At 64.9% G+C, this 19689-nt stretch carries 17 protein-coding genes; 6 read left to right on the forward strand and 11 right to left on the reverse strand.

Annotated elements, in window-relative coordinates; genetic code table 11:
- The first annotated feature begins 99 nt into the window (after window positions 1–99).
- Entirely contained in the window at window positions 100–975 is an 876-nt protein-coding gene (locus JYG36_RS11640) for a LysR family transcriptional regulator (protein WP_213604027.1), read from the forward strand.
- On the opposite strand, the gene JYG36_RS11645 is transcribed toward JYG36_RS11640, so the two are convergent.
- From JYG36_RS11645 to JYG36_RS11675, 7 genes are all read right to left on the reverse strand, one after another.
- Window positions 965–2014, reverse strand: a complete 1050-nt coding sequence (locus JYG36_RS11645) for an NAD(P)/FAD-dependent oxidoreductase (protein WP_213604028.1) — start codon at window positions 2012–2014, stop codon at window positions 965–967. The two genes, JYG36_RS11640 and JYG36_RS11645, sit on opposite strands and share 11 nt — an antisense overlap.
- Complete coding sequence (locus tag JYG36_RS11650) at window positions 2011–2436, reverse strand: hypothetical protein (protein WP_213604029.1); 426 nt, start codon at window positions 2434–2436, stop codon at window positions 2011–2013. Before JYG36_RS11650 ends, JYG36_RS11645 begins: the two co-directional genes overlap by 4 nt.
- Window positions 2433–2852: an LIC_13387 family protein gene (locus JYG36_RS11655; protein WP_213604030.1), complete on the reverse strand. Its 420-nt coding sequence runs from the start codon at window positions 2850–2852 to the stop codon at window positions 2433–2435. The genes JYG36_RS11650 and JYG36_RS11655 overlap by 4 nt, the downstream gene beginning before the upstream one ends.
- Window positions 2853–2892: 40 nt before the next feature.
- The gene (locus tag JYG36_RS11660; RefSeq protein WP_213604031.1) at window positions 2893–4263 is read right to left on the reverse strand and encodes a ComEC/Rec2 family competence protein; all 1371 of its coding nucleotides are present in this window, start codon (window positions 4261–4263) and stop codon (window positions 2893–2895) included.
- Window positions 4264–4318: 55 nt separating this feature from the next.
- Window positions 4319–6979 (reverse strand): DUF4132 domain-containing protein, encoded by a 2661-nt coding sequence (locus JYG36_RS11665; RefSeq protein WP_093381544.1) that lies wholly within the window; start codon window positions 6977–6979, stop codon window positions 4319–4321.
- A gap of 5 nt (window positions 6980–6984) precedes the next feature.
- Window positions 6985–7380 (reverse strand): hypothetical protein, encoded by a 396-nt coding sequence (locus JYG36_RS11670; RefSeq protein ID WP_093381548.1) that lies wholly within the window; start codon window positions 7378–7380, stop codon window positions 6985–6987.
- A gap of 81 nt (window positions 7381–7461) precedes the next feature.
- Window positions 7462–8274, reverse strand: a complete 813-nt coding sequence (locus JYG36_RS11675) for an AraC family transcriptional regulator (RefSeq protein ID WP_093381551.1) — start codon at window positions 8272–8274, stop codon at window positions 7462–7464.
- A 79-nt stretch (window positions 8275–8353) separates the two neighbouring features.
- Here JYG36_RS11675 and JYG36_RS11680 point away from each other — a divergent pair, with 79 nt between their 5' ends.
- Window positions 8354–9346, forward strand: coding sequence for a bile acid:sodium symporter family protein (locus tag JYG36_RS11680; RefSeq protein WP_093381554.1), 993 nt, complete (start codon window positions 8354–8356; stop codon window positions 9344–9346).
- Here JYG36_RS11680 and JYG36_RS11685 read toward each other — a convergent pair.
- From JYG36_RS11685 to JYG36_RS11700, 4 genes are all read right to left on the reverse strand, one after another.
- On the reverse strand, window positions 9327–10244 hold the full coding sequence (locus tag JYG36_RS11685) for a bestrophin family protein (protein ID WP_093381557.1): 918 nt from the start codon (window positions 10242–10244) through the stop codon (window positions 9327–9329). The two genes, JYG36_RS11680 and JYG36_RS11685, sit on opposite strands and share 20 nt — an antisense overlap.
- Window positions 10245–10327: 83 nt before the next feature.
- Window positions 10328–12136: a carbohydrate binding domain-containing protein gene (locus JYG36_RS11690; RefSeq protein ID WP_213604032.1), complete on the reverse strand. Its 1809-nt coding sequence runs from the start codon at window positions 12134–12136 to the stop codon at window positions 10328–10330.
- 101 nt (window positions 12137–12237) lie between these two features.
- Entirely contained in the window at window positions 12238–12957 is a 720-nt protein-coding gene (locus tag JYG36_RS11695) for a DUF899 domain-containing protein (RefSeq protein WP_213604034.1), read from the reverse strand.
- Window positions 12958–13216: 259 nt separating this feature from the next.
- Complete coding sequence (locus tag JYG36_RS11700; RefSeq protein WP_093381565.1) at window positions 13217–13873, reverse strand: HAD family hydrolase; 657 nt, start codon at window positions 13871–13873, stop codon at window positions 13217–13219.
- A 77-nt stretch (window positions 13874–13950) separates the two neighbouring features.
- Here JYG36_RS11700 and lexA point away from each other — a divergent pair, with 77 nt between their 5' ends.
- The 4 genes from lexA to JYG36_RS11720 are packed head-to-tail and all read left to right on the forward strand — an operon-like array spanning window position 13951 to window position 19687.
- On the forward strand, window positions 13951–14568 hold the full coding sequence (gene lexA / locus JYG36_RS11705; RefSeq protein ID WP_045194093.1) for a transcriptional repressor LexA: 618 nt from the start codon (window positions 13951–13953) through the stop codon (window positions 14566–14568).
- Window positions 14568–15185 (forward strand): translesion DNA synthesis-associated protein ImuA, encoded by a 618-nt coding sequence (imuA, locus tag JYG36_RS11710; protein ID WP_093381566.1) that lies wholly within the window; start codon window positions 14568–14570, stop codon window positions 15183–15185. Before lexA ends, imuA begins: the two co-directional genes overlap by 1 nt.
- Window positions 15186–15191: 6 nt before the next feature.
- Window positions 15192–16607, forward strand: a complete 1416-nt coding sequence (locus tag JYG36_RS11715; protein ID WP_093381567.1) for a Y-family DNA polymerase — start codon at window positions 15192–15194, stop codon at window positions 16605–16607.
- Window positions 16583–19687 carry an error-prone DNA polymerase gene (locus JYG36_RS11720; RefSeq protein WP_213604036.1) on the forward strand — a complete coding sequence of 1035 codons (3105 nt, stop codon included), beginning with the start codon at window positions 16583–16585 and terminating at the stop codon, window positions 19685–19687. Before JYG36_RS11715 ends, JYG36_RS11720 begins: the two co-directional genes overlap by 25 nt.
- Window positions 19688–19689 lie beyond the last annotated feature (2 nt).

A 19689-nucleotide genomic window follows, 5' to 3' on the forward strand; every position in this document is an offset into this window, starting at 1 on the left:
GAGCCTGGCTGCAGCAGGGAGCGCCAATCTAGGCGCTTTGCCCAGGTTGCACAAACGATGATATTTCGCAGCAGCCATTAGAAAAATTTGGGAGTCTGCATGATCCGACCACACCTGCCCCTGAATGCCCTGCGTGCCTTCGAGGCTTCGGCCCGGCACTTGAGTTTTACCCGCGCGGCCATCGAGCTGTGCGTGACCCAGGCGGCGGTCAGCCATCAGGTCAAGAGCCTCGAGGCCCAGCTCAAGGTCGCCCTGTTCAAGCGCCTGCCGCGCGGGCTGATGCTCACCCGTGAAGGCGAAACCTTGCTGCCGGTGTTGCGCGAATGCTTCGACCGCATCGCCCAGACCCTCGACTGCTTCGATGGCGGCCACTACCGCGAAGTACTCACCGTCGGCGCGGTGGGCACCTTTGCGCTCGGCTGGCTGCTGCCACGCCTGCCCGAGTTCCAGGCCCTGCACCCGTTTATCGATTTGCGCCTGTCGACCAATAACAACCGCGTCGATATCGCCGCCGAAGGCCTGGACTACGCCATCCGCTTTGGCAGCGGCGCCTGGCATGGCATCGATGCCATGCCGTTGCTGGAGGCGCCGCTGTCGGTGTTGTGCGTGCCGTCGATTGCCGTGCAGTTGCACAGCCCGGCTGACCTGCTGCAACACACCCTGCTGCGTTCCTACCGCAGCGATGAGTGGGCCGAATGGTTCCAGGCCGCTGGCCTGCCGGGCGCGGTACAGCCGTCGCGGACCATGGTCTTCGATTCGTCGCTGGGGATGATGGACGCCGCCCTGCAAGGCGCCGGTGTGGCCCTGGCGCCACCGCTTATGTTCGAACGCCTGCTGGCCAGCGATGCCATTCGCCAGCCATTTGCCCTGGGCATCAGTACCGGCAGCTACTGGCTGACGCGCCTGCAGTCCAAGGCCGAAAGCCCGGCGATGGCGGCGTTCAAAGCCTGGCTGTTGAAGGCAGCTACAGGCTGAAACGCGAAGGCCGGCAGCCTTGCAGCTCGGGCGCCAGTCGGCTGTCGATCAGCTCTTGCGCCACCAGCCGGCCGACCACGGCCGCCAGGGTCACGCCCGAATGCATCACCGCCAGGTACAGGCCGCTGACAGTTGGCAAGGCACCGATAATGGGGATGCGATCATCCGGCATGGGTCGCAAGCCAACCTCGGTACTGATTAGCTCAAGGCCCTGGCCGCCGTGCAAACTGTTGCGGATGGTATTGCGCGCCCGCTGGGCAATGCCCTGGGGACCGTCTTCGCCGTCGGCGTCGAGGTAGTCTTCGGCGGCCAGGATCAGCTCCGGCGTCGGTTGGCGGATTTCCAGTTCGCTGCTGGCGATCAGGGTGTGTACCAGCCGCCGTTGCGCCCGCAGGCGGATCAGGATCGACGGCGACGGATGCAGTGGCAAGCTGACGCCCAAGGGCTGCAGCAAGGCCTTGCACGCGGTGCCTGCCGCTACGACCAGGCGCTCGCAGCTGATCCGTCCCTCTGCGCTGACAAGCGCGGCGACGGCGCCGTCCCGGCATTCAATCGCCAGCACCTGTGTGTCGCTGAGCACCCTGGCGCCGTTGGCCTGGGCGCGTTCCAGCAGCAAGCGGGTCATCGCCAGCGGGTCGATTGAGCCTTCCTGCGGTGCAAACAGCGCCTGCTGCAGTGGCGCTTTGAACTGCGGCTCAAGCTTTCGCACGCGAGCCGGGTCGATCGGCTCGACGCCAGCGGCGGGCGAGGGCGCTGCACTGAACGACAGTGCGCCGCTCCAGTTGATCGGCGCCGTGCCCAGCTCGTCTTGCAGGCGGTGATACTCGCCAATCGCCAGATTGCGCAAGGCGGCGAATTCGCCAGGCTGCGGCGCCGTGGTGTTGATCCAGCCAAAGGCTCGCGAGGTGACCCCCAGGCCCGGCTGGCCCTTGTCGATCACTGTCACCTGGGTGTGCTTGCTCAGGTGATAGGCAATCGAGGCACCGACGATACCGGCGCCGATGACCACCACGTGCGGGCGCTCGGCCTCTGCTGTCATTGGCGATTCTCCGGCCAGGTGGCGGTCGGGAAGTAGCTTTCCATGCCCGGCTCCTTGTGCTCGACGCCGTCGCGTTGCCAGTAGCAGGTCAGGCGCGCGTAGTTGTCCAGGTCGCCGTGGATCAGGCAGGTCGAACGGTGACCGGGCCAAGTGAAACGCAGCACCTTGGCCTTGGCAATGGCCGCGACCTCGACCTGGCCGATGGCGGTGCGGGTCTTGCCGTCAATGGTCGTTGCCAGCAGCAGTTGCCCGTCCACATAGCGCAGCGTGGCCCGGCCCGAATACGTGGCGCCGTTGTCCGGCGCTTTGCCGATCAGTGCATAAGGCCCGACTACAAAGCCGTACAGCGGGTCCGGGTAGTCTTCGTCATCGGCCACGCAAGCCGTGCCGACCAGTAACAGACTCAGCAGCAACAGCCTCATAGCGGCAATGCCTGCAGCACCACTGCGCTGACAAACAAAAGTAGCGCCAGGCTTATGCCGATCAGCGGAATTCTGAACCAGTAACGCCCGGCAAGCACCGCCATGCTGGCCAGGAACAGCATCCCCACGCTCAGCAGGAAACCATCACGTAATAGCGCCAGCGGCGCTGCCAGGGCGAGGTAGCCATACACCAGACCAAACAGCATTGCGCCCAGGCTATGGCTGGCATTGAAGCCGACCCAGGCCTTCCACACCGTAGTCTGGCGGGTAATCACCGGAGCGACGTTTTGCATGTGCTCGGCCAGGGTCGGGTCGCGCGGCTGGAACTTGTTGCTGGCGAAGGTGTAGAGCAGATGTACCGTCCCCAGCAGCAGGACGATGGCGGCACTGGCACAGATCAGCAGTTGGGCGATCATGGGCGGACCTTAGCTTGAAGTGGTAAGGGTAATTGCGTTTCTACTGGGTTGGCACCAGATTGCTGGAAATCAATTGGATGCAACCGAAGCTTGGTTTTACCGCCGCAGGATCGAGTGGAATAAGCACTGAGCCGCTAGTCAGCCCCGACCCAGCACGCCGTGTGCGATCCTTGGTAACAATGGGGGCGGGCCAACCCATCCTTGCATGATTGGCAAGTGCCACGGGGCTGGGATGGTGATGGGTATTGTCTTGACCAAGCGACAGGGTCAGATGTGCCGGCACCAAAGTGCTCGCTGCCGGCGGCATTCCGGCTCGTCCACCATGGTGGCTGGCAACCAGGGAGACCAAATCGGGCCTAGGGTCCGGCCAGCGAATCTTGTCATACTCGATGTCACCAGGCAGCAGAGTGGCCGCTGCGCAGTTCGGGTAGTCCATCACAAACCAGGCTAGCCCCTGGTTGTTGCGATTGTGCGGAGTTCGGCTAGGGTCAGTGCGGGTGATGGTGCCAGCGCTGAAAGTGATCTGCTCGAGTGAATTGGGCCATACCAGAGGGTAGTACAAGTGCGCAAAGAAGCGCAAATGAGAGGGCCCCAGCCCTGAGTTGTTACGTGGCGGTGGCGGCTGCGGAACAATCCAGGGCCGGTTCACAGCTTCAGGCTTGAACACCATGTTGGCTGCCCGTAGGCCGAAGTTGTAGTCCATGTTGCCTACAGCGTAGCCCCAATGGTCGAAGTCCCAGTGAGACAGCACTACTGGAGCGAAGAGCTCGCCATCGTTGCAGCATCGATGATCAATCAGCAACGCTGGGCGATCGGCGGGGCGTGTGCAGGCATTGCTGCTCGTTGGCCAGCCCAGGTCATAAAACAGGCAAGGGTGGCCATGGACATCAATCAAGGCATTGGCATTGCCTTGACCGATGTCGTAGGCCACTACCCAGCGGGACGTACCGGCCTGGCGGGCGGCGGCATCAAGTACGCTATGGAGGGTTGCTTCATCTGCTGATAAACCGTGCAGATAAGCGAGTTGTTGAAGCTGGGGCTGTGCTGCGCGGATGCCGGTCAACGTAAATCGATGAGACGTTTGTTCCTGCAGCTCGGCCAAACTCAGAAACTCGGCAATCACCGCATTTTCAGGTGGCGGTGTGTTTGTGTGGTCAAGCGTGAATTTCAACCAGAAGCCGCGATAGAGCGGAGTGGGCTGGTTGCGCCATACGATTGATTGAGTCAGATCCTGAATATCGACTGTTAGCAACAATGTCTGCTGCAGATACTCATTGTTGGGCCCCACGTTTGACCAGGTTTTATAGCTCAGCTGATCGACGGCGTTCCTAGTTATACAGTCAAGAACCGCTAGCATTCTCGAGCCATCCAGCACAATATCTTCGATCATCGCGTAATGGGTGAACGTCATTCACTTTCCTTCCTTGGTAGTTCCTGCATAAGCGCCGATCAGTGTCTGTTCGGGTTCACTTCAAAGCCAACTGCCGGGTAATGGTCGGGTCGCTGATCTTGTCGTCGTCAATCAGCAGCAAGGCCTTGGAGAGGATGATCGACAGCAGCGCGTCGCCCTCGAACGGCAGGTACTGCGGGGTGTTTTTCTGCCGCGCCTTGGCGTCGGGGACGATGCACAGGTACTGATCGTTGGGCAGCATCAGGATGTTGCCCGAGCCCAGGTGGATCTTGTAGCTGCGCAGCTTGCCGGTGACCTCCAGGAAGCGCCCGTGCAGGGTCCATTTGTCTTTGAGGCGGGTCATGCGCGGCAGCAGTTTTTCCAGCAATTGCTTGCGCGTTTGCGCGGTGGCGCCCAGCTCGCCGAACGAGTGGTTGTGCCAGTAATCGCGGTAGCGGCCGTCCGGCCCGCCGTCGGCCCACAGCGGGTCGTTGGCCAGCGAGGCGACGCCGACAAACAGGTCGACATCGCGCATCACTTCGCTGAGCACCAACGGCGGCACCTGGTCCAGCGGCAAGGGCGCAGCGTCCACGGCGTTATCCCAGCGGTTCAAGGCATAACCGCCGCCACCGGCATGGGCGCTGCGCTGGGCGGCGTCGATCGGGTAGAAGCGTACCTGGTCGCTGCTCAGGCGCAGGAAGGCGCCGGCTTCGTTGGTATCGACGCCATAGTCGTCGCCCACGCCCTCGATCCAGAACTCGGCGCGCAGGCCCCAGGCCGGCAGTTCGCGGCTGGCCGGCGGGTAGGTGTCATCGACCATCAGCCGCAGCTTGTTGCGCCAGCCGCGGGCGGCGGCCAGGGCGTGGAACTGGTGCTGGCGCAAAATGTGCGCGGCGAAGCGGTTGGAGTAGCTGGCGGTGTTGCGCTCGGCTTCGGTCAGCAGGTAGACCTCGCGGTGGGCCTGCTTGAATGGCTGGGTGATCTGCAGCGCTTCAATGCGCTCGCGCCAGGCCAGGACCTCCTCCAGCGGGCGGCCGATCGGGTGCCAGAGGCGCACTTGCGCCGCGCTGGAAGGGCTGATGGTTTTACCGTCCAGGGTTTGCAGGCAGCCTTCGTTGAACACCACGGCGTGCTGCTGGCCGCCGTCGCTGATCACCCAGATCAGCCGCCGCGCCAGGGTGCCGATCAGCGGGTGGTCGAGGTAACGCTCCTGCCATTGATCGTACGGCCAGTGCTTTTCCAGCAGGAACAGGCTGTCCAGGCGCTCGGCCTGGGCCGGCAGCATGGCGCCGATGTCCTTGAGCGCGCCTTGCAGCTCCTTGAGCTCGTCCTTGTAGTCGGCCTTGACCTTGGCCGGCACCGATTTTTGCGGCGTGCCGTCGGCGCGAAACCAGCTCAGGGTAGCGGCCTTGCCATCGACCTTGAGCTCGGCGACAAAGGCGCCGTCATCAAAACTTTCGCGGCGCAGGCCGACCTGTTCCAGGCCGTAGGTCGGCACGCCGAGTTCTTCGATCTGGTCACGGGGCAGTTGCAGTGCTTCGGCGGCGCTGGTGAAGGCTTTTTCGATTTCCTTCTGCGCGGTGCCGAACTTGACCCGCACCTTGAGCAGGGCCAGTTGCCCGACTGCTTCGCTGGTTGGGATCGACGACAGCGCGAACACCGCCGCGTTGCCGACCTTGGGCGCCCGTGGGCCGATGCCGCGCACCTTGCGGTAGGCGCTCAGGGCCAGGCGGGCGATGGCCCGGGTCAGTTCGCTGTCGGCCAGCGGCGCGCACATCCACAACAGGCCGCGCAGCACCGTGGCGTTGCCATCGTGCATGCGTGCGCGGTCATCGGTGCTTTCCCAGCCGACGTTGAGCAACGCGCCGCAGCGCCCGGCATCGACCCGCGCAAACCAGCGCAGCAGTGCCGCCCGCAGCGGTGCTTCACCGACCTTGGCCAACAGCGCCTGGGCGTTCTTCAGCCATTTCGCCGAGGGCCGCGCCGAAGTTGCCGCAGCGGCCTGACGCAACAGCGCCAGCCAGTCTTCGCGCACCTCGGGGCTCAGTTGTTCGAGGTCTTCCAGGGCCAGTTGGGTCCAGTGTTCGCACGGCGCCAACACCTGCCAGGCGCCGCTGCCCAGCAGCGGGTCGAGCTTGGCCAGCAGTTGTTCGCCGAAGTTGCCGTAGTGGCCCAGGTCGGCGCACTGGCTGCGCAGCATGATCAGCAGGTCACGCAGGTCGGTTGGCACTGTGCTGAAGTGTTGCGCGATGACCCAGTCGGTCACCGTCAGGGTCGGCAGGGTGCCGTAATAGGCGAAGCGGTAGCTGGTGAACCACTGCAGCACAGGCTCGGCCAGCTGGCCGACGTCGGCGCCGTTTTCCATCAGCCAGGTCATCAGCGCCGGCAGTACGCCGTAGTCGAAAATGTGCGAGAAGGCATGCCCGGCACTGGCGGTGCTCAGCTCACCGTTGTAGGCCACCACCCGTTCGATCAGCGCCAGCACCAGGCGCGTGCGCAGCGCCGGGTCAGGGCTCAGGGCCATCACCGCCGGCAATTTGCCCAGGGCGAAGACCATGGCGTCGGGGCGGCCGTGAATTTTTTGCAGCAGCGGCAGCAGTTCGCCGATCAGCTCATGCTCGTGGCGCAGTTCGGAGCCGGCCAGCAGCGGGTAGCCGTCCGGGCCGATGTGCTCGACCGGGCCCAGTTCGGTTTGCGCGCGGTCGTGGCGAAACGCCTGAAGTTGTTCCAGTGCCATGAGGTTCAGCCTCCTACCAGCGGGGTCAGTTTGATGAAATTGACCACGCTGTCGTGGCGGATGGTCAGGACTTCGTCGAGGCTTTCGGCCTGACGCTCGTCGAGCAGGATGAAAAAGCCATTGCGCTCGAAGGCCTCACAGGCGATGTCGACCTGCTTGCGCCAATCGATGGTCTGGCGCTCGATGACAGGCTCGCCATTGAGCGCAGCTTCCAGCGGTTCGGGGTTGACCAGGCGCTGGCGCCGACTGTGGCCGGTTTCAGTGCTGCGCTGCAGGACTTCCTGATGGACCCGTTCGCGGATCAGTTGGCGCACGGTGATGGTGTCGGTGGCAAAGTGCAGGGCGAAATCGTCGAAGACTTCGCCCGAAACCGACTCGTCGCGGACGGTGAGCGTTGCCATGGGAACTCCTTTTCTGGCAAGAGGCAAAACGAATGGGCGCAAGAGTATCAGGCTGGTCGGCGGATTTCGACGTGCAGGCGCTCAACCATCACTGCCGTTGCGTGCGCGAAAGAACTCCCCCGGCGGTAGGCCGAACTGCTTGCCGAAGGCGGCGATAAACGCCGACAGTGATTCGTAGCCGCAGGCCAGGGCCACGTCGGTGACCCGCTCGCCGCGCTCAAGGGCCGGCAGGGCGCAAAGCAGGCGCATGCGCTGGCGCCAGAGGCGAAAGCTCAGGCCGGTTTCGCGTTGAAAACGCCGGCTCAGGGTTTTCTCCGACACGCCGGCTTGCCGCGCCCAGTCGGCCAGCCCGGTCGGCGAATCGGGTTGTGCCTGCAGGTGGCTGCACAGGGCGCGCAACTCAGAGTCCAGTGGCAGCGGCAGCATCAATTGCTGTTGTTCTGCATTGTCCAACTGGTCGAGCAGCACCTGCACCAGGCGCCCGTCGGGGCCCTCGCTGTCGTATTCCACCGGCAGTTCGCTGAAGCTGCGGATCAGCTCGCGCAACAGCGGCTTGACCGCGACTACCCGGCATTGCGGCTCGCGCCAGCTTGCCGGTGCTTGCTCCAGGTACAGGCTGCGCAGGCAGGTGTCGTCGGCGCAACTGACCCGGTGCGGCACGTGCGCCGGCAGCCAAACTGCGCGCTGCGGCGGCACCAGGTAGAAACCCTGGTCGGTGTGCACCTCCAGCACGCCGCGAATGGCATAGGACAACTGCCCCCACGGATGGCTATGGCGGTAGCCGAGCACCACGTTGGGCAGCGCCTGCACATGGCCATACACCGGGCGCGGCAGTGCCGTCAGCTGCTCCAGTGACTGCGGGGTGAAGGCGGGCGGTTGTCCTTTTGGCGACACTGGCGGGGCGCTGGCGTTAGTCAAGATCGGGCAAAGACCTTAACGTCTGCGGCGCCACAATAACAAGCCGGGAGCGGCCATGAAGTACCTGCGGATGCTGTTCGACAATTTCACCCTGGCGCTGCTCGGGATCATCCTCATTGCCACGCTGCTGCCCTGCGAAGGCAGTGGCGCCGTGCTGTTCGGCTGGTTGACCAACCTTGCCATCGGCCTGCTGTTCTTTTTGCATGGCGCCAAGCTGTCGCGCGAGGCGGTCGCCGCCGGTGCCGGGCACTGGCGCCTGCACCTGCTGGTGTTTGCCTGCACCTTTGTGATGTTTCCGCTACTGGGCATGCTGCTCAAGCCGCTGTTGCTGCCGCTGGTGGGCGATGAACTGTACCTGGGCGTGCTGTACCTGTGCGCCTTGCCGGCCACGGTGCAGTCGGCCATCGCCTTTACCTCGCTGGCCCGTGGCAACGTACCGGCGGCGATCTGCAGCGCGGCGGCGTCGAGTTTGCTCGGCATCGTCTTGACGCCGTTGCTGGTGGTGCTGCTGATGGGCGTCGAGGGTGACAGCGGCTCGAGCCTCGATGCCGTGCTGAAGATCGTTGTGCAACTGCTGGTGCCGTTCGTGGCCGGGCAACTGGCGCGGCGCTGGATCGGCGCCTGGGTGGCGCGCAATGCCCGCTGGTTGAAGAGCGTCGACCAGGGTTCGATCCTGCTGGTGGTTTATACCGCCTTCAGCGATGCGGTGGTCAGCGGCCTGTGGCATGCAGTACCTGCGTCGCGCCTGCTGGGCCTGGCGCTGGTCTGCTGCCTGCTGCTGGCGCTGGTGCTGTGGCTGACCGGCGCGCTTGGGCGCTGGCTGGGCTTCAACCTCGAAGACCGCATCACCATTTTGTTTGCCGGCTCGAAAAAAAGCATGGCCACCGGCGTGCCGATGGCCCAGGTGCTGTTCGTCGGCGGCGGTATCGGTGCAATGATCCTGCCGCTGATGCTGTTCCACCAGATCCAGCTGATGGTCTGCGCGGTACTGGCCCAGCGCTATGCCGCGCGTACTGAAGAACCCTCGCTTACAACAGAACCCCTTTGACCGGTTGCAGTGGTGCCGGCGCCGCCTCATCGGCCAGCTCGCGCACGGCGATTTCCAGGTTGCGGCACATGGCGTCCAGGGCCAGGTCGTTGGGCTGGGTGTCGAACGGGTCGGCGATCTGGTCACCCAGGGCATCCAGGCCGAAGAAGGTATAGGCCAGCACGCACACGGCAAACGGCGTGAACCAGCCGATGCTGTCGACCAGGCAGAACGGCAGCAGGAAGCAGTAGACGTGGACGATGCGGTGCAGCATGAGGATGTAGGGGTAGGGGATGGGCGTGTTTTTGATCCGCTCGCAACCGCCAAGCACGTACGACAGCCGGTTGAGCTGCTGGTCGAGGTTGGCCTGGATCACCTCGCCGGCGCCGGCATCGCGGGCCTGGGCCATGAAGCGCTGGCCGAGCAGGCCGAGCAGGCGGCTGGCAGGCGCATCGCTGCTGGCCAAGGTGGTGCGCGTCGGCGTGTCGAGCAGGCGTTGGCGGTCGGCGCAGGCCGGGGTGCCGCGCAACTGGTCACGCAGCACGTAGGCGAATGCAATCAAGGGGTCGAGCAGGGCGCGGCGCTGGTTGGCGTCGAGGTCGGGCAGCAGGCTCAGGGTCTGGCGGGTCAGGTTGCGGCTGACGATCAGCAGCTCGCCCCACAGCGTGCGCGCTTCCCAGAAGCGCTGGTAGGCCACGGTGTTGCGAAAGCCGAGGAAGATCGCCAGGGTCAGGCCCCAGAGGGTAAAGGGCGTGGCGGTGAGGATCACCTTGTACTCGAACAGGGTGCCATGGGTGGCTACCACTGCCGAGCTGATCAGCACGGTGTACAGCACCTTGCGCCAGATCGCCGGGATGATCGAGCCCTTGAGCGAAAACAGCAGGACGCGGATGGAGGGTTTTTGTGGCTGGATGATCATGCAAGGCAGGCCCTGTACAGTAACGCGAGTATTGACGCGCGTTACTGTAGGGCAAAGCCGGACCGGGATACAGTCTGATGGGGTCAAGCGCTGGTGAAGGTGAAGAAGTCCAGGTAGGCAAAGTCCTGGCTTTTGACTTCGAGGCTGGCAACTGGGTTGTCTGTCGGGGCAGTGAACTCTATCCACAAGTGGCGGCCAGCGGGTGGCTGGACGTCACGTCGTTCAAGCAATTCACCTTTGGCGTTGAAGAACGCGACTTGGCCAGGGTGGTCATGCCAGGTCCAGGCAAACTTCAAGGATGCATAGATACCGACCAAGTCAAATCGTAGTACTTGTGGTTGCTGAATACCCTGGTTGCGGCATATTGCCAAGCCTTCCTTTTCCTGCAGGCCGGGCACTTCGCCGGTATGTTTTTGAATGGCGGCTTCTCCTGTAGAACCGGGCAAAAGCGTCACACGCAAGGTGCTCAGGTCGATATGTTGGCCGGCCGTTATGATTGTTTGCGGGTGGCCATTGAAATCCTCGTGAACGATGGCGGGCTGAATACGGATATCATCGAAGCTGAAATCAGCACCGTTATCACTGCCGTTGCCGGTATCGTCACGCCCGATCAGCTCGAGGGTGTGAGAGTGCTCCTGGGCGCGGAACTGCCAACGCAAGGTCTGCCATTCAGGCGCGGTGACGGCAAACTCGCCTTCGAGTAGGGTGCCATCGAGCTCAAATGACAGGTGAGGGGTCTTGGAGCTGTTGCCGTTGCGTTTTACCCGCATCGACAGGCGATAGTCGGTGCCGGGTGTCAGGCCTGCCAGTTCCTTGCGCATCACCCTGCCCAGCAGGTTGCCCGCAAAGCCTTCGAAGTACGCCCAGTGGTTGCTGCCATCGGAGGTCAGCGCCAGCGCCTGGCCATTAGGGCCTTTCTGCCAAGCATTCCATGGGTCATTGCCGGGTTCGAAATCGGTGTGATCGATGAACACAGTGTTGAGTGTTGTCGCGGCCTCGTCGGGTAGTTGAGAGAAAGTGAAAAAATCGAGGAAGGCGTGGTCGCGCGAGGTAATCACCAGCGAGGCGATCGGGCGATTGGCTGGCGCTTGATACTCCACCCAATGGTGTTTGGGCTCCCCGTCAAAGCTCAATGTTTCAAGCAGCTGGCCTTGCTCATCGTAGAACTCGACTTCGCCCGGACGTTGTCTCCAGGTCCAGGCGAACTTGATTCTATCGCACGGTACAATGGGGGCGATCCGCAGCCGTTGAGCTGAAGCAGGGTTACTCACGCCGCGTTGCAGGACGATCGCTTCACCCTCCAGCAAACCTGCCTCTGGATAGGCGTAGCGCTCGATACCGGCCTTGATGCCAGCAGGACCTTCGAGCAGGCTAATGGTCATGGTCGGCAGTTGAATGCTTTGCCCTGGGTCGATCAGTTGATTTGCCCGGCCGTCGAATTTTTCCGTGATGGTGGTGGGGTGAATGCGGATATCGTCAAAGCTGATATCCCCACCTGTTTGGGCTGTGCCGTCACGGCCTAGCAACTCCAGGTGTTGCGTGATGCTGGTGGCTTGAAAAGTCCAGCGAAGGGTTTGCCATTGCTTGTCGACTACCGCAATTCGCCCCTCCAGTTCATTACCGTCCAATTCGAACCACAGGCTGGGCGTCATCGACGTGTCTTTCTGGCGTCTGACGCGCATGGAAATTGTGTAGTGCGTTGCGGGTGTCAGCCCCTCGAGCGTTTTGTTGAGAATGCGCCCATTGAGGGTGCCCTGGAAGTTTTCAAATCCGGCAAAGTGATTTCCTTGCTCTGTCTTGATCGTCAACATGCTGCCATTGGGCCCTTTCTTCCAACCATTCCAGGGATCAATGTCGGATTCGAAATCGGTGTGGTCGATGAACAGTTCCATACGCCCTGCCTCCGGGGTGGGGCCTGTCGGTCGACAGGCCTCGGTGCATTCGAGCACCGCCAGGGCGTGCTGGCTACTGGCAAAAATACCAGGTAGTGCGGCTATTCATGGCAGCAGTGGGGGGGTTGGGCGAGGTCTTGGTAACGGTCATGATGGCGCACCCAGTCCATGGTGCCTTCCTCGTTGCGGCCTTTGGGCATCAGGTCGAGAAAGTTGTAGGTACCGACCAGCATGTCCAGGCCGCGGGCGTAGCTTGAGTAGGTGTGGAACAGCGTGCCGCCGGCATCGCGGTAGAACACGCTGAGGCCCGGCAGCTCGGTTTCCTCGCCCGAATACGGCTCATAGTTGTACTGGTCGCTGCCCTTGGCGCCGACGCCGAAGTCCTGGTTGAAGCTGCTGGCATGCGACGAGACCCAGGGAAACTTCCAGCCCATGCGTTGTTTGAACGCCTGGAACTGGACGTAGGGCGCGCGCGACACCGCCACCAGCGACACATCGTGGTGGGCCAGGTGCAGGTTGGCGCCGTCGAAATGATCGGCCAGGAACGAACAGCCCGGGCAGCCTTCATCCCAGCCTTCGCCGAACATGAAGTGATAGACCAGCAGCTGGCTGCGGCCGGCAAACAGGTCGCCAAGGCTCAGGCGGCCCTCGGGGCCTTCGAAGCGGTAGTCCTGGTCGACCCGCACCCATGGCAGGGCGCGGCGGGCCTTGCTCAGTTCGTCGCGCTGGTGGGTCAGGGCCTTTTCATGCAGCAACAATTGGCGGCGGGCGCTGAGCCATTCGCTGCGCGAGACCACCTGGGGATTTTGATGGTTGTCCATGGGTACGACTCCGCTGGGGGAATGTACTCATGGTCGATTGTCGGGTGGGGGATTCGACAGAGGTGAGTGCAGGGCTGATGAACGGTGGTGAATTCATCGCGGGTCAAGCCCGCTCCCACAGTGGGTCTGTGGGGGCTTAAAGCCAGCCACAAAGGGTTGATGCAAGACCCGCGATGAGGCCAGTACAGCCAACCCATCAAGTGGTGCCCGGATTACGACCGCTTCGCGCTCGATCGCGGGGCAAGGCCCGCTCCCACTTTCAGCCGGACATCCGCCCGATCAACGCCCACAAGCGCTCATCGTCGAAATCCTCCACCACCAACTGCGCACCAGCCTCCAGCAAGGCTTCAGGCCGCTGGCTGGTCGATAGCCCGACGGTAAAGATCCCCGCGCCGCTGGCCGCCTTCACCCCCGGCAGCGAATCCTCGAACGCCAGCGAATGCGCCGCCCGCGCCTGCAGGCGTTCAAGGCCGGTGAGGTAGGGCAGCGGGTCGGGCTTGGCCCGGGCCAGTTCTTCGGCCACCAGCACATGCTCGAAGCGTTGCTCCAGGCCCATGGCGGCGAGCATGTGCACGGCGTTGGCCCGTGGCGCGTTGGTGACCACGGCAATACCGATGCGCTGGCGTTCGGCATGTTCGAGCAAACGCAGCAGGCCGGCGGTGGGCTGCAAGGTTGGCGACAGGGCGCGAAAGCGCGCCTCCTTGCGCTCGGCGAACAGCTGGTGCTCGCTCACCGGGCGGTCGGGGAACAGGTAACGGCACAGGTCGGCATTGGCCCGGCCGCTGACGTGGGCATCGAACTCGGCTTCGGTGAACACCCGGCCTTCTTCGAGCAACAGCTGTTGCATGGCCAGCAGGTGGAGTTTGTCGGTATCGGTCAGGGTACCGTCGAGGTCGAACAACAGGGCATCAAGCATGGTCGGCTTCCGCTGCGGTGGCCGGCCATGATAACCGGATCAGCGGGGCTGGTCAGATGCGTAGGAAAAGAGTACAAATGTACTCCATGAATAAACTATCGCCCAAACGCCGCGCTATTCTCGATTTCATTCGCCAGCGCATCGCCGATCAGGCCCAGCCGCCAAGCCTGGCCGACATCGCCACGGCCTTCGGTTTTGCCTCGCGCAGTGTCGCGCGCAAGCACATCCAGGCGCTGACCGAGGCCGGTTTCATCGAGGTCACCCCCAACCAGGCCCGTGGCATCCGCCTGGCCGGTGCCTTGCGCCGCCCCGAGGTGCTGGAGATCCCGGTGCTCGGCCAGGTCGCCGCCGGCCGGCCGATCGGCCCGGACGTGGATATCCACGAACAATTGATGCTCGATTCGCACCTGTTCAGCCGCTCGCCGGACTACCTGCTCAAGGTGCGCGGCGACTCGATGATCGACGCCGGCATCCTCGATGGCGACCTGGTCGGCATCAAGCAGCAGGCCGAGGCCCGTGACGGGCAGATCATCGTCGCGCGCCTGGACGGCGAGGTGACCATCAAGCGCTTCGAACGTGCCGGCGGGCATTACCGCCTGCTGCCGCGCAACCCGGCCTATGCCCCCATCGAGGTCGGGCCGGAGCACGACTTCGTCATCGAAGGGGTGTTCTGCGGCCTGGTGAGGCGCGGCTGATGGGCGCGGTGGTCAGCCTCGACGGCCTGCTCGACCAGCAACGGCTCTGGAAGGGCCGCCCGCAGGCCTTGCCCCAGGGCCTGCAGCCCAGCGGTCATGCCGCTCTGGATGCGGCACTGCCCGGTGGCGGCTGGCCGCCCGGGGCGCTGACCGAGCTGCTGCTGGCGGCCGAAGGCTGTGGCGAGCTGCAATTGTTGTGGCCGAGCCTGGCGCGCCTGACCCAGGCCGGCGAGCGGGTGGTGCTGATTGCGCCGCCGTTCATTCCCTACCCGCCGGCCTGGCAGGCGGCCGGGGTCGACCTGCAGTGGCTGGCAGTGGTCCAGGCCACTGCCGGCGAAGTACTCTGGGCCGCCGAGCAGTGTTTGCGCTCGGGCAGTTGCGGCGCCGTGCTGTGCTGGCCGCACAAGGCCGATGATCGCGCCTTGCGCCGCTTGCAGGTTGCCGCCGAAAGCGGCCAGACCCTGGCCTTTGCCTGTCGCCCGCAACAGGCTGCGCTCAACCCGTCACCGGCGGCGCTGCGCATTGCCGTCGATGCCCAGCCGGCCCAGTGGCGGGTGCTCAAGTGCCGCGGCGGCCTGGCTCCGGCCACGCCCATTGCCTGCCCCGGGCGAGGCTGATGGATCATGCTCTGGGCCTGTATCCTGCTGCCGCAGCTGGCACTCGACGCCGTGCTGCGCGCCCGCGACGACGCCGACACGCCATTGGTGTTGCTTAGCGGCCCGGCCCAGCGCCGGGTCTTGCAGGCGGTCAACCCGCCAGCCGCTGCCCTGGGCCTGCGCGCCGGGCAGGCGCTGACCACCGCCCAGGCCCTGGCCGGCAGTTTTACCTGCGTCGAGCACGACCCGGCAGCTATCGAGCAATTGCAGCAGTTTCTGGCCGCCTGGGCCTATCGCTTCAGCTCCCAGGTCAGCCTGCATTACCCACGGGTGCTGTTGCTTGAAGTCGAGTCCAGCCTCGGCCTGTTCGGGCCCTGGCCGGCCTTTGAAGCGCGGCTGCGCGCAGAGCTCAAGGCGCTGGGTTTTCGTCACCGCATCGTCCTGGCCAGCAACCCGGTGGCGGCGCGCATGCTCGCCAATGCCCACGACGGCCTGGCCCTTGAGTGCCCGCAGCAAACCCGCGCGGCGCTGGAGCAGATGCCCATCGACCGCGTCGGCCTGCCCGCCGAGGCCGCCAACGCCTTGGCGCGCATGGGCCTGCGCCAGCTCGGCCAGGTCCTGGCCTTGCCCCGTGATGCCCTGGCCCGGCGCTTTGCCGCAGCGGTGCAACTGCACCTGGACCGCCTGCTCGGGCGCCGGCCCATGGCCCTGGAATTCTATTTGCCACCGGACCGCTTCGATGCGCGCCTGGAGCTGAACTTCGATGTCGAATCCCATCAAGCCCTGCTGTTCCCCCTGCGCCGGCTGATCAACGACCTTGCCGCCTTCCTCGCCGGGCGCGACAGCGGCGTGCAGCGCTTTGCCCTGCACCTGGAGCACGGCGAAGGGCCCGACACCTGCGTGCCGGTCGGCCTGCTGGCGGCCGAGCGTGATCCGTCGCTGCTGTTCGAGCTGGCCCGTGGCCGCCTTGAGCAACTGCAGATTGCCGCGCCGGTGCGCAACCTGCGCCTGCTGGCCGAAGACCTGCCGGCCTTCGTGCCGCAGCGCGCCGAACTGTTCGACCCGCGCCCGCAACAGAACCAGCCCTGGGAGCAACTGCGCGAACGCCTGCGCGCGCGGCTGGGCGACGAAGCGGTACGGGGGCTTGCGGCCCAGGCCGATCACCGCCCCGAGTGCGCCTGGCAGGCGGGCGACGGGCCGCGGCAGGCGCTGGCGCTACCAGGTGCGCCACGCCCGGGCTGGCTGTTGGCCGAGCCCCAGGCCTTGCCCGGCGTCGGCGTGCAGTTGCTGACCGGCGCCGAGCGCATCGAGTCCGGCTGGTGGGACGGCGGCGATGTGCGCCGCGATTACTACCGGGTGCGTACCGCCAGCGGTCTGTACGGCTGGGCCTACCGCACCCTCGGTGAAGACGGCCGCTTGTGGCTACAGGGCTGGTTCGCATGAACACCCCGGGCTACGCCGAGCTGCACTGCCTGTCCAACTTCAGCTTCCAGCGCGGCGCTTCCAGTGCCCAGGAGCTGTTCCAGCGTGCCCGCCAGCAGGGCTACCAGGCCCTGGCGATCACCGACGAGTGCACCCTGGCCGGTATCGTCCGCGCCTGGCAGGCAGCCAGGGCGGCGGGCCTGGCGCTGATCGTCGGCAGCGAAGTGCGCCTGCACGACGGCCCCAAGCTGGTGCTCCTGGCCGAGAACCTCGGCGGTTACCAGCACTTGTGCAAACTCATCACCCTGGGCCGGCGACGGGCGAAGAAGGGCGAGTACCAACTGCTGCGCGAAGACTTCGCCACGCCCCTGGACGGCCTGCTGGCGCTGTGGGTGCCGGACGGCAGTGAGGCTGACCAGGCCAGCGGCCACTGGTTGCGCGAGGTGTTCGCCGAGCGGCTGTGGCTGGCGGTCGAGCTGCACCGTGGCGCCGATGACCCGCGGCGCCTGCAACAGTTGCTGGCCCTGGCCGAGCGCCTCGATATTCCGGCCGTGGCCAGCGGTGATGTGCACATGCATGCCCGTGGTCGTCGTGCCCTGCAGGACAGCATGACCGCCATCCGCCATCACTGCAGCGTGGCCGAGGCCGGCCAGCGCCTGTTCGCCAATGGCGAACGGCACCTGCGCCCGCTGGCGCAACTGGCCGAGCTGTACCCGCCGGCATTGCTCGAAGAAAGCCTGCGCATTGCTGCGCGTTGCCAGTTCGACCTGGGCCAGTTGCGCTATCAATACCCTCGCGAACTGGTGCCCGAAGGCCAGACGGCCAGCGCCTGGCTGCGCCATCTGTGCGAGCGCGGCCACCGTGAGCGCTGGCCCGGGGGCATTGGCGACAAGGCGCGCCAGTCCCTGGAACACGAGCTGCAGCTGATCGCCGAGCTCAACTACGAAAGCTACTTTCTTACCGTCCACGACATCGTCAACTACGCCCGGGGCCAGGGCATTCTCTGCCAGGGGCGCGGCTCGGCGGCCAACTCGGTGGTGTGTTTCGTGCTCGGCATCACCGAGCTCGACCCGATGAAAAGCCACCTGTTGTTCGAGCGCTTTTTGTCCCGCGAGCGCGACGAGCCGCCGGACATCGACGTCGACTTCGAACACGACCGCCGCGAAGAAGTCCTGCAGTACGTGTTCCGCCGCTACGGTCGCCATCGCGCGGCGCTCACCGCCGTGGCCAGCACCTACCACGCTGCCGGTGCAGTGCGCGATATCGCCCGGGTGCTGGGCTTGCCGGTGCAGCAGATCAACGCCCTGGCCGATTGCTGCGGGCGCTGGAGCGACCGCCTGCCGCCGCCCGAGCAACTGCGCGAAGCCGGTTTCGACCCCGACAGCCCGTTGCTGCGCCGGGTGCTGGCGTTGACCGGCGAGCTGATCGGCTTTCCCCGCCACCTGTCCCAGCACCCGGGCGGTTTCGTGATTTCCGAGCAGCCGCTGGACAGCCTGGTGCCGGTGGAAAACGCCGCCATGGACGAGCGCACGGTGATTCAGTGGGACAAGGACGACCTCGACCTGGTCGGCCTGCTCAAGGTCGATATTCTTGCCCTGGGCATGCTCAGCGCCTTGCGCCGCTGTTTCGACCTGCTGTATCGCCACCGTGGCCGCCGGTTGACCCTGGCCAGCGTGCCAGCCGACTGCGCGGCGACCTACGCGATGATCGGCCGCGCCGACACCGTCGGTGTGTTCCAGATCGAGTCGCGGGCACAAATGGCCATGCTGCCGCGGCTCAAGCCGAAGAACTTCTACGACCTGGTGATCGAGGTGGCTATCGTTCGCCCCGGGCCGATCCAGGGCGACATGGTTCACCCGTTCCTGCGCCGGCGCCAGGGGCTTGAGCCGGTGAGCTATCCGTCGGATGCGCTGAAGCAGGTGTTCGAACGCACCCTCGGCGTGCCGTTGTTCCAGGAGCAGGTGATGGAACTGGCGATGGTCGCCGGCGGTTATTCGGCCGGCGAGGCCGACCAGCTGCGCCGGGCCATGGCCGCCTGGAAGCGCCACGGCGGCCTGGAGCCGCACCGCCAACGGCTGACCCAGGGCATGCTCGACAACGGCTACAGCGCAGAATTTGCCGAGCGCATCTTCGAGCAGATCAAGGGCTTTGGCAGCTATGGCTTCCCTGAGTCCCACGCCGCCAGCTTCGCCTTGCTGACCTATGCCAGTTGCTGGCTCAAGTGCCACGAGCCGGCAATCTTTGCCTGTGCGCTGATCAACAGCTGGCCCATGGGCTTCTACAGCCCCGACCAGATCCTGCAGGACGCCCGCCGTCATCACCTCGAGATCCGCCCGGTGGATGTCTGCCACAGCGACTGGGACTGCAGCCTGGAGCCGGGGGCAGGGGACGCCCTGGCCATTCGCCTGGGCCTGCGCCAGGTGCGCGGCTTTCGCCAGCAGGACGCCTTGCGCATCGAACAGGCGCGGGCCGAGTGCGGCTGGCGCGATGTCAGTGACCTGTGCCTGCGGGCGCAGCTCGATGCCCGTGCGCGTGAGCTGCTGGCCGATGCCGGGGCCTTGCGCGGGCTTGCCAGCGACCGTTACCGGGCGCGCTGGAGCGTGGCCGCGGTGCAGGCGCAACTGCCGTTGTTCGCTGGCATCGAGGCGCCAGTGGAAGCACCGGTGGATTTACCGCAACCGTCGCTGAGCGAGGACATGTTTGCCGACTACGCCAGTGTCGGCACCACCCTCGGCCCGCACCCGCTGACCTTGCTGCGCCGCCGCCTCAATGCCCTGGGGTGCCGCAGTTCGCAAGCGCTGGAGCAGGCCGAACACAACGATCGGGTCAGCGTGGCGGGGCTGGTGACCGGGCGCCAACGACCGGGGACCGCCAGCGGGGTGACCTTCGTCACCCTTGAAGACGAGTTCGGCAACGTCAACGTGGTGGTCTGGCGCGACCTGGCCGAGCGCCAGCGGCGGGTGCTGGTGGGCGCGCAACTGCTGCGGGTGAGCGGAAAGCTGGAGTGCGAGAGCGGGGTACGCCACCTGATTGCCCAGCGCCTGGAGGATCTGAGCCCGCTGTTGCAGGGGCTGGATGTGCGCAGTCGGGATTTTCACTGAAC

The sequence above is a fragment of the Pseudomonas sp. SORT22 genome, assembly GCF_018417635.1.
GTDB lineage: Bacteria > Pseudomonadota > Gammaproteobacteria > Pseudomonadales > Pseudomonadaceae > Aquipseudomonas.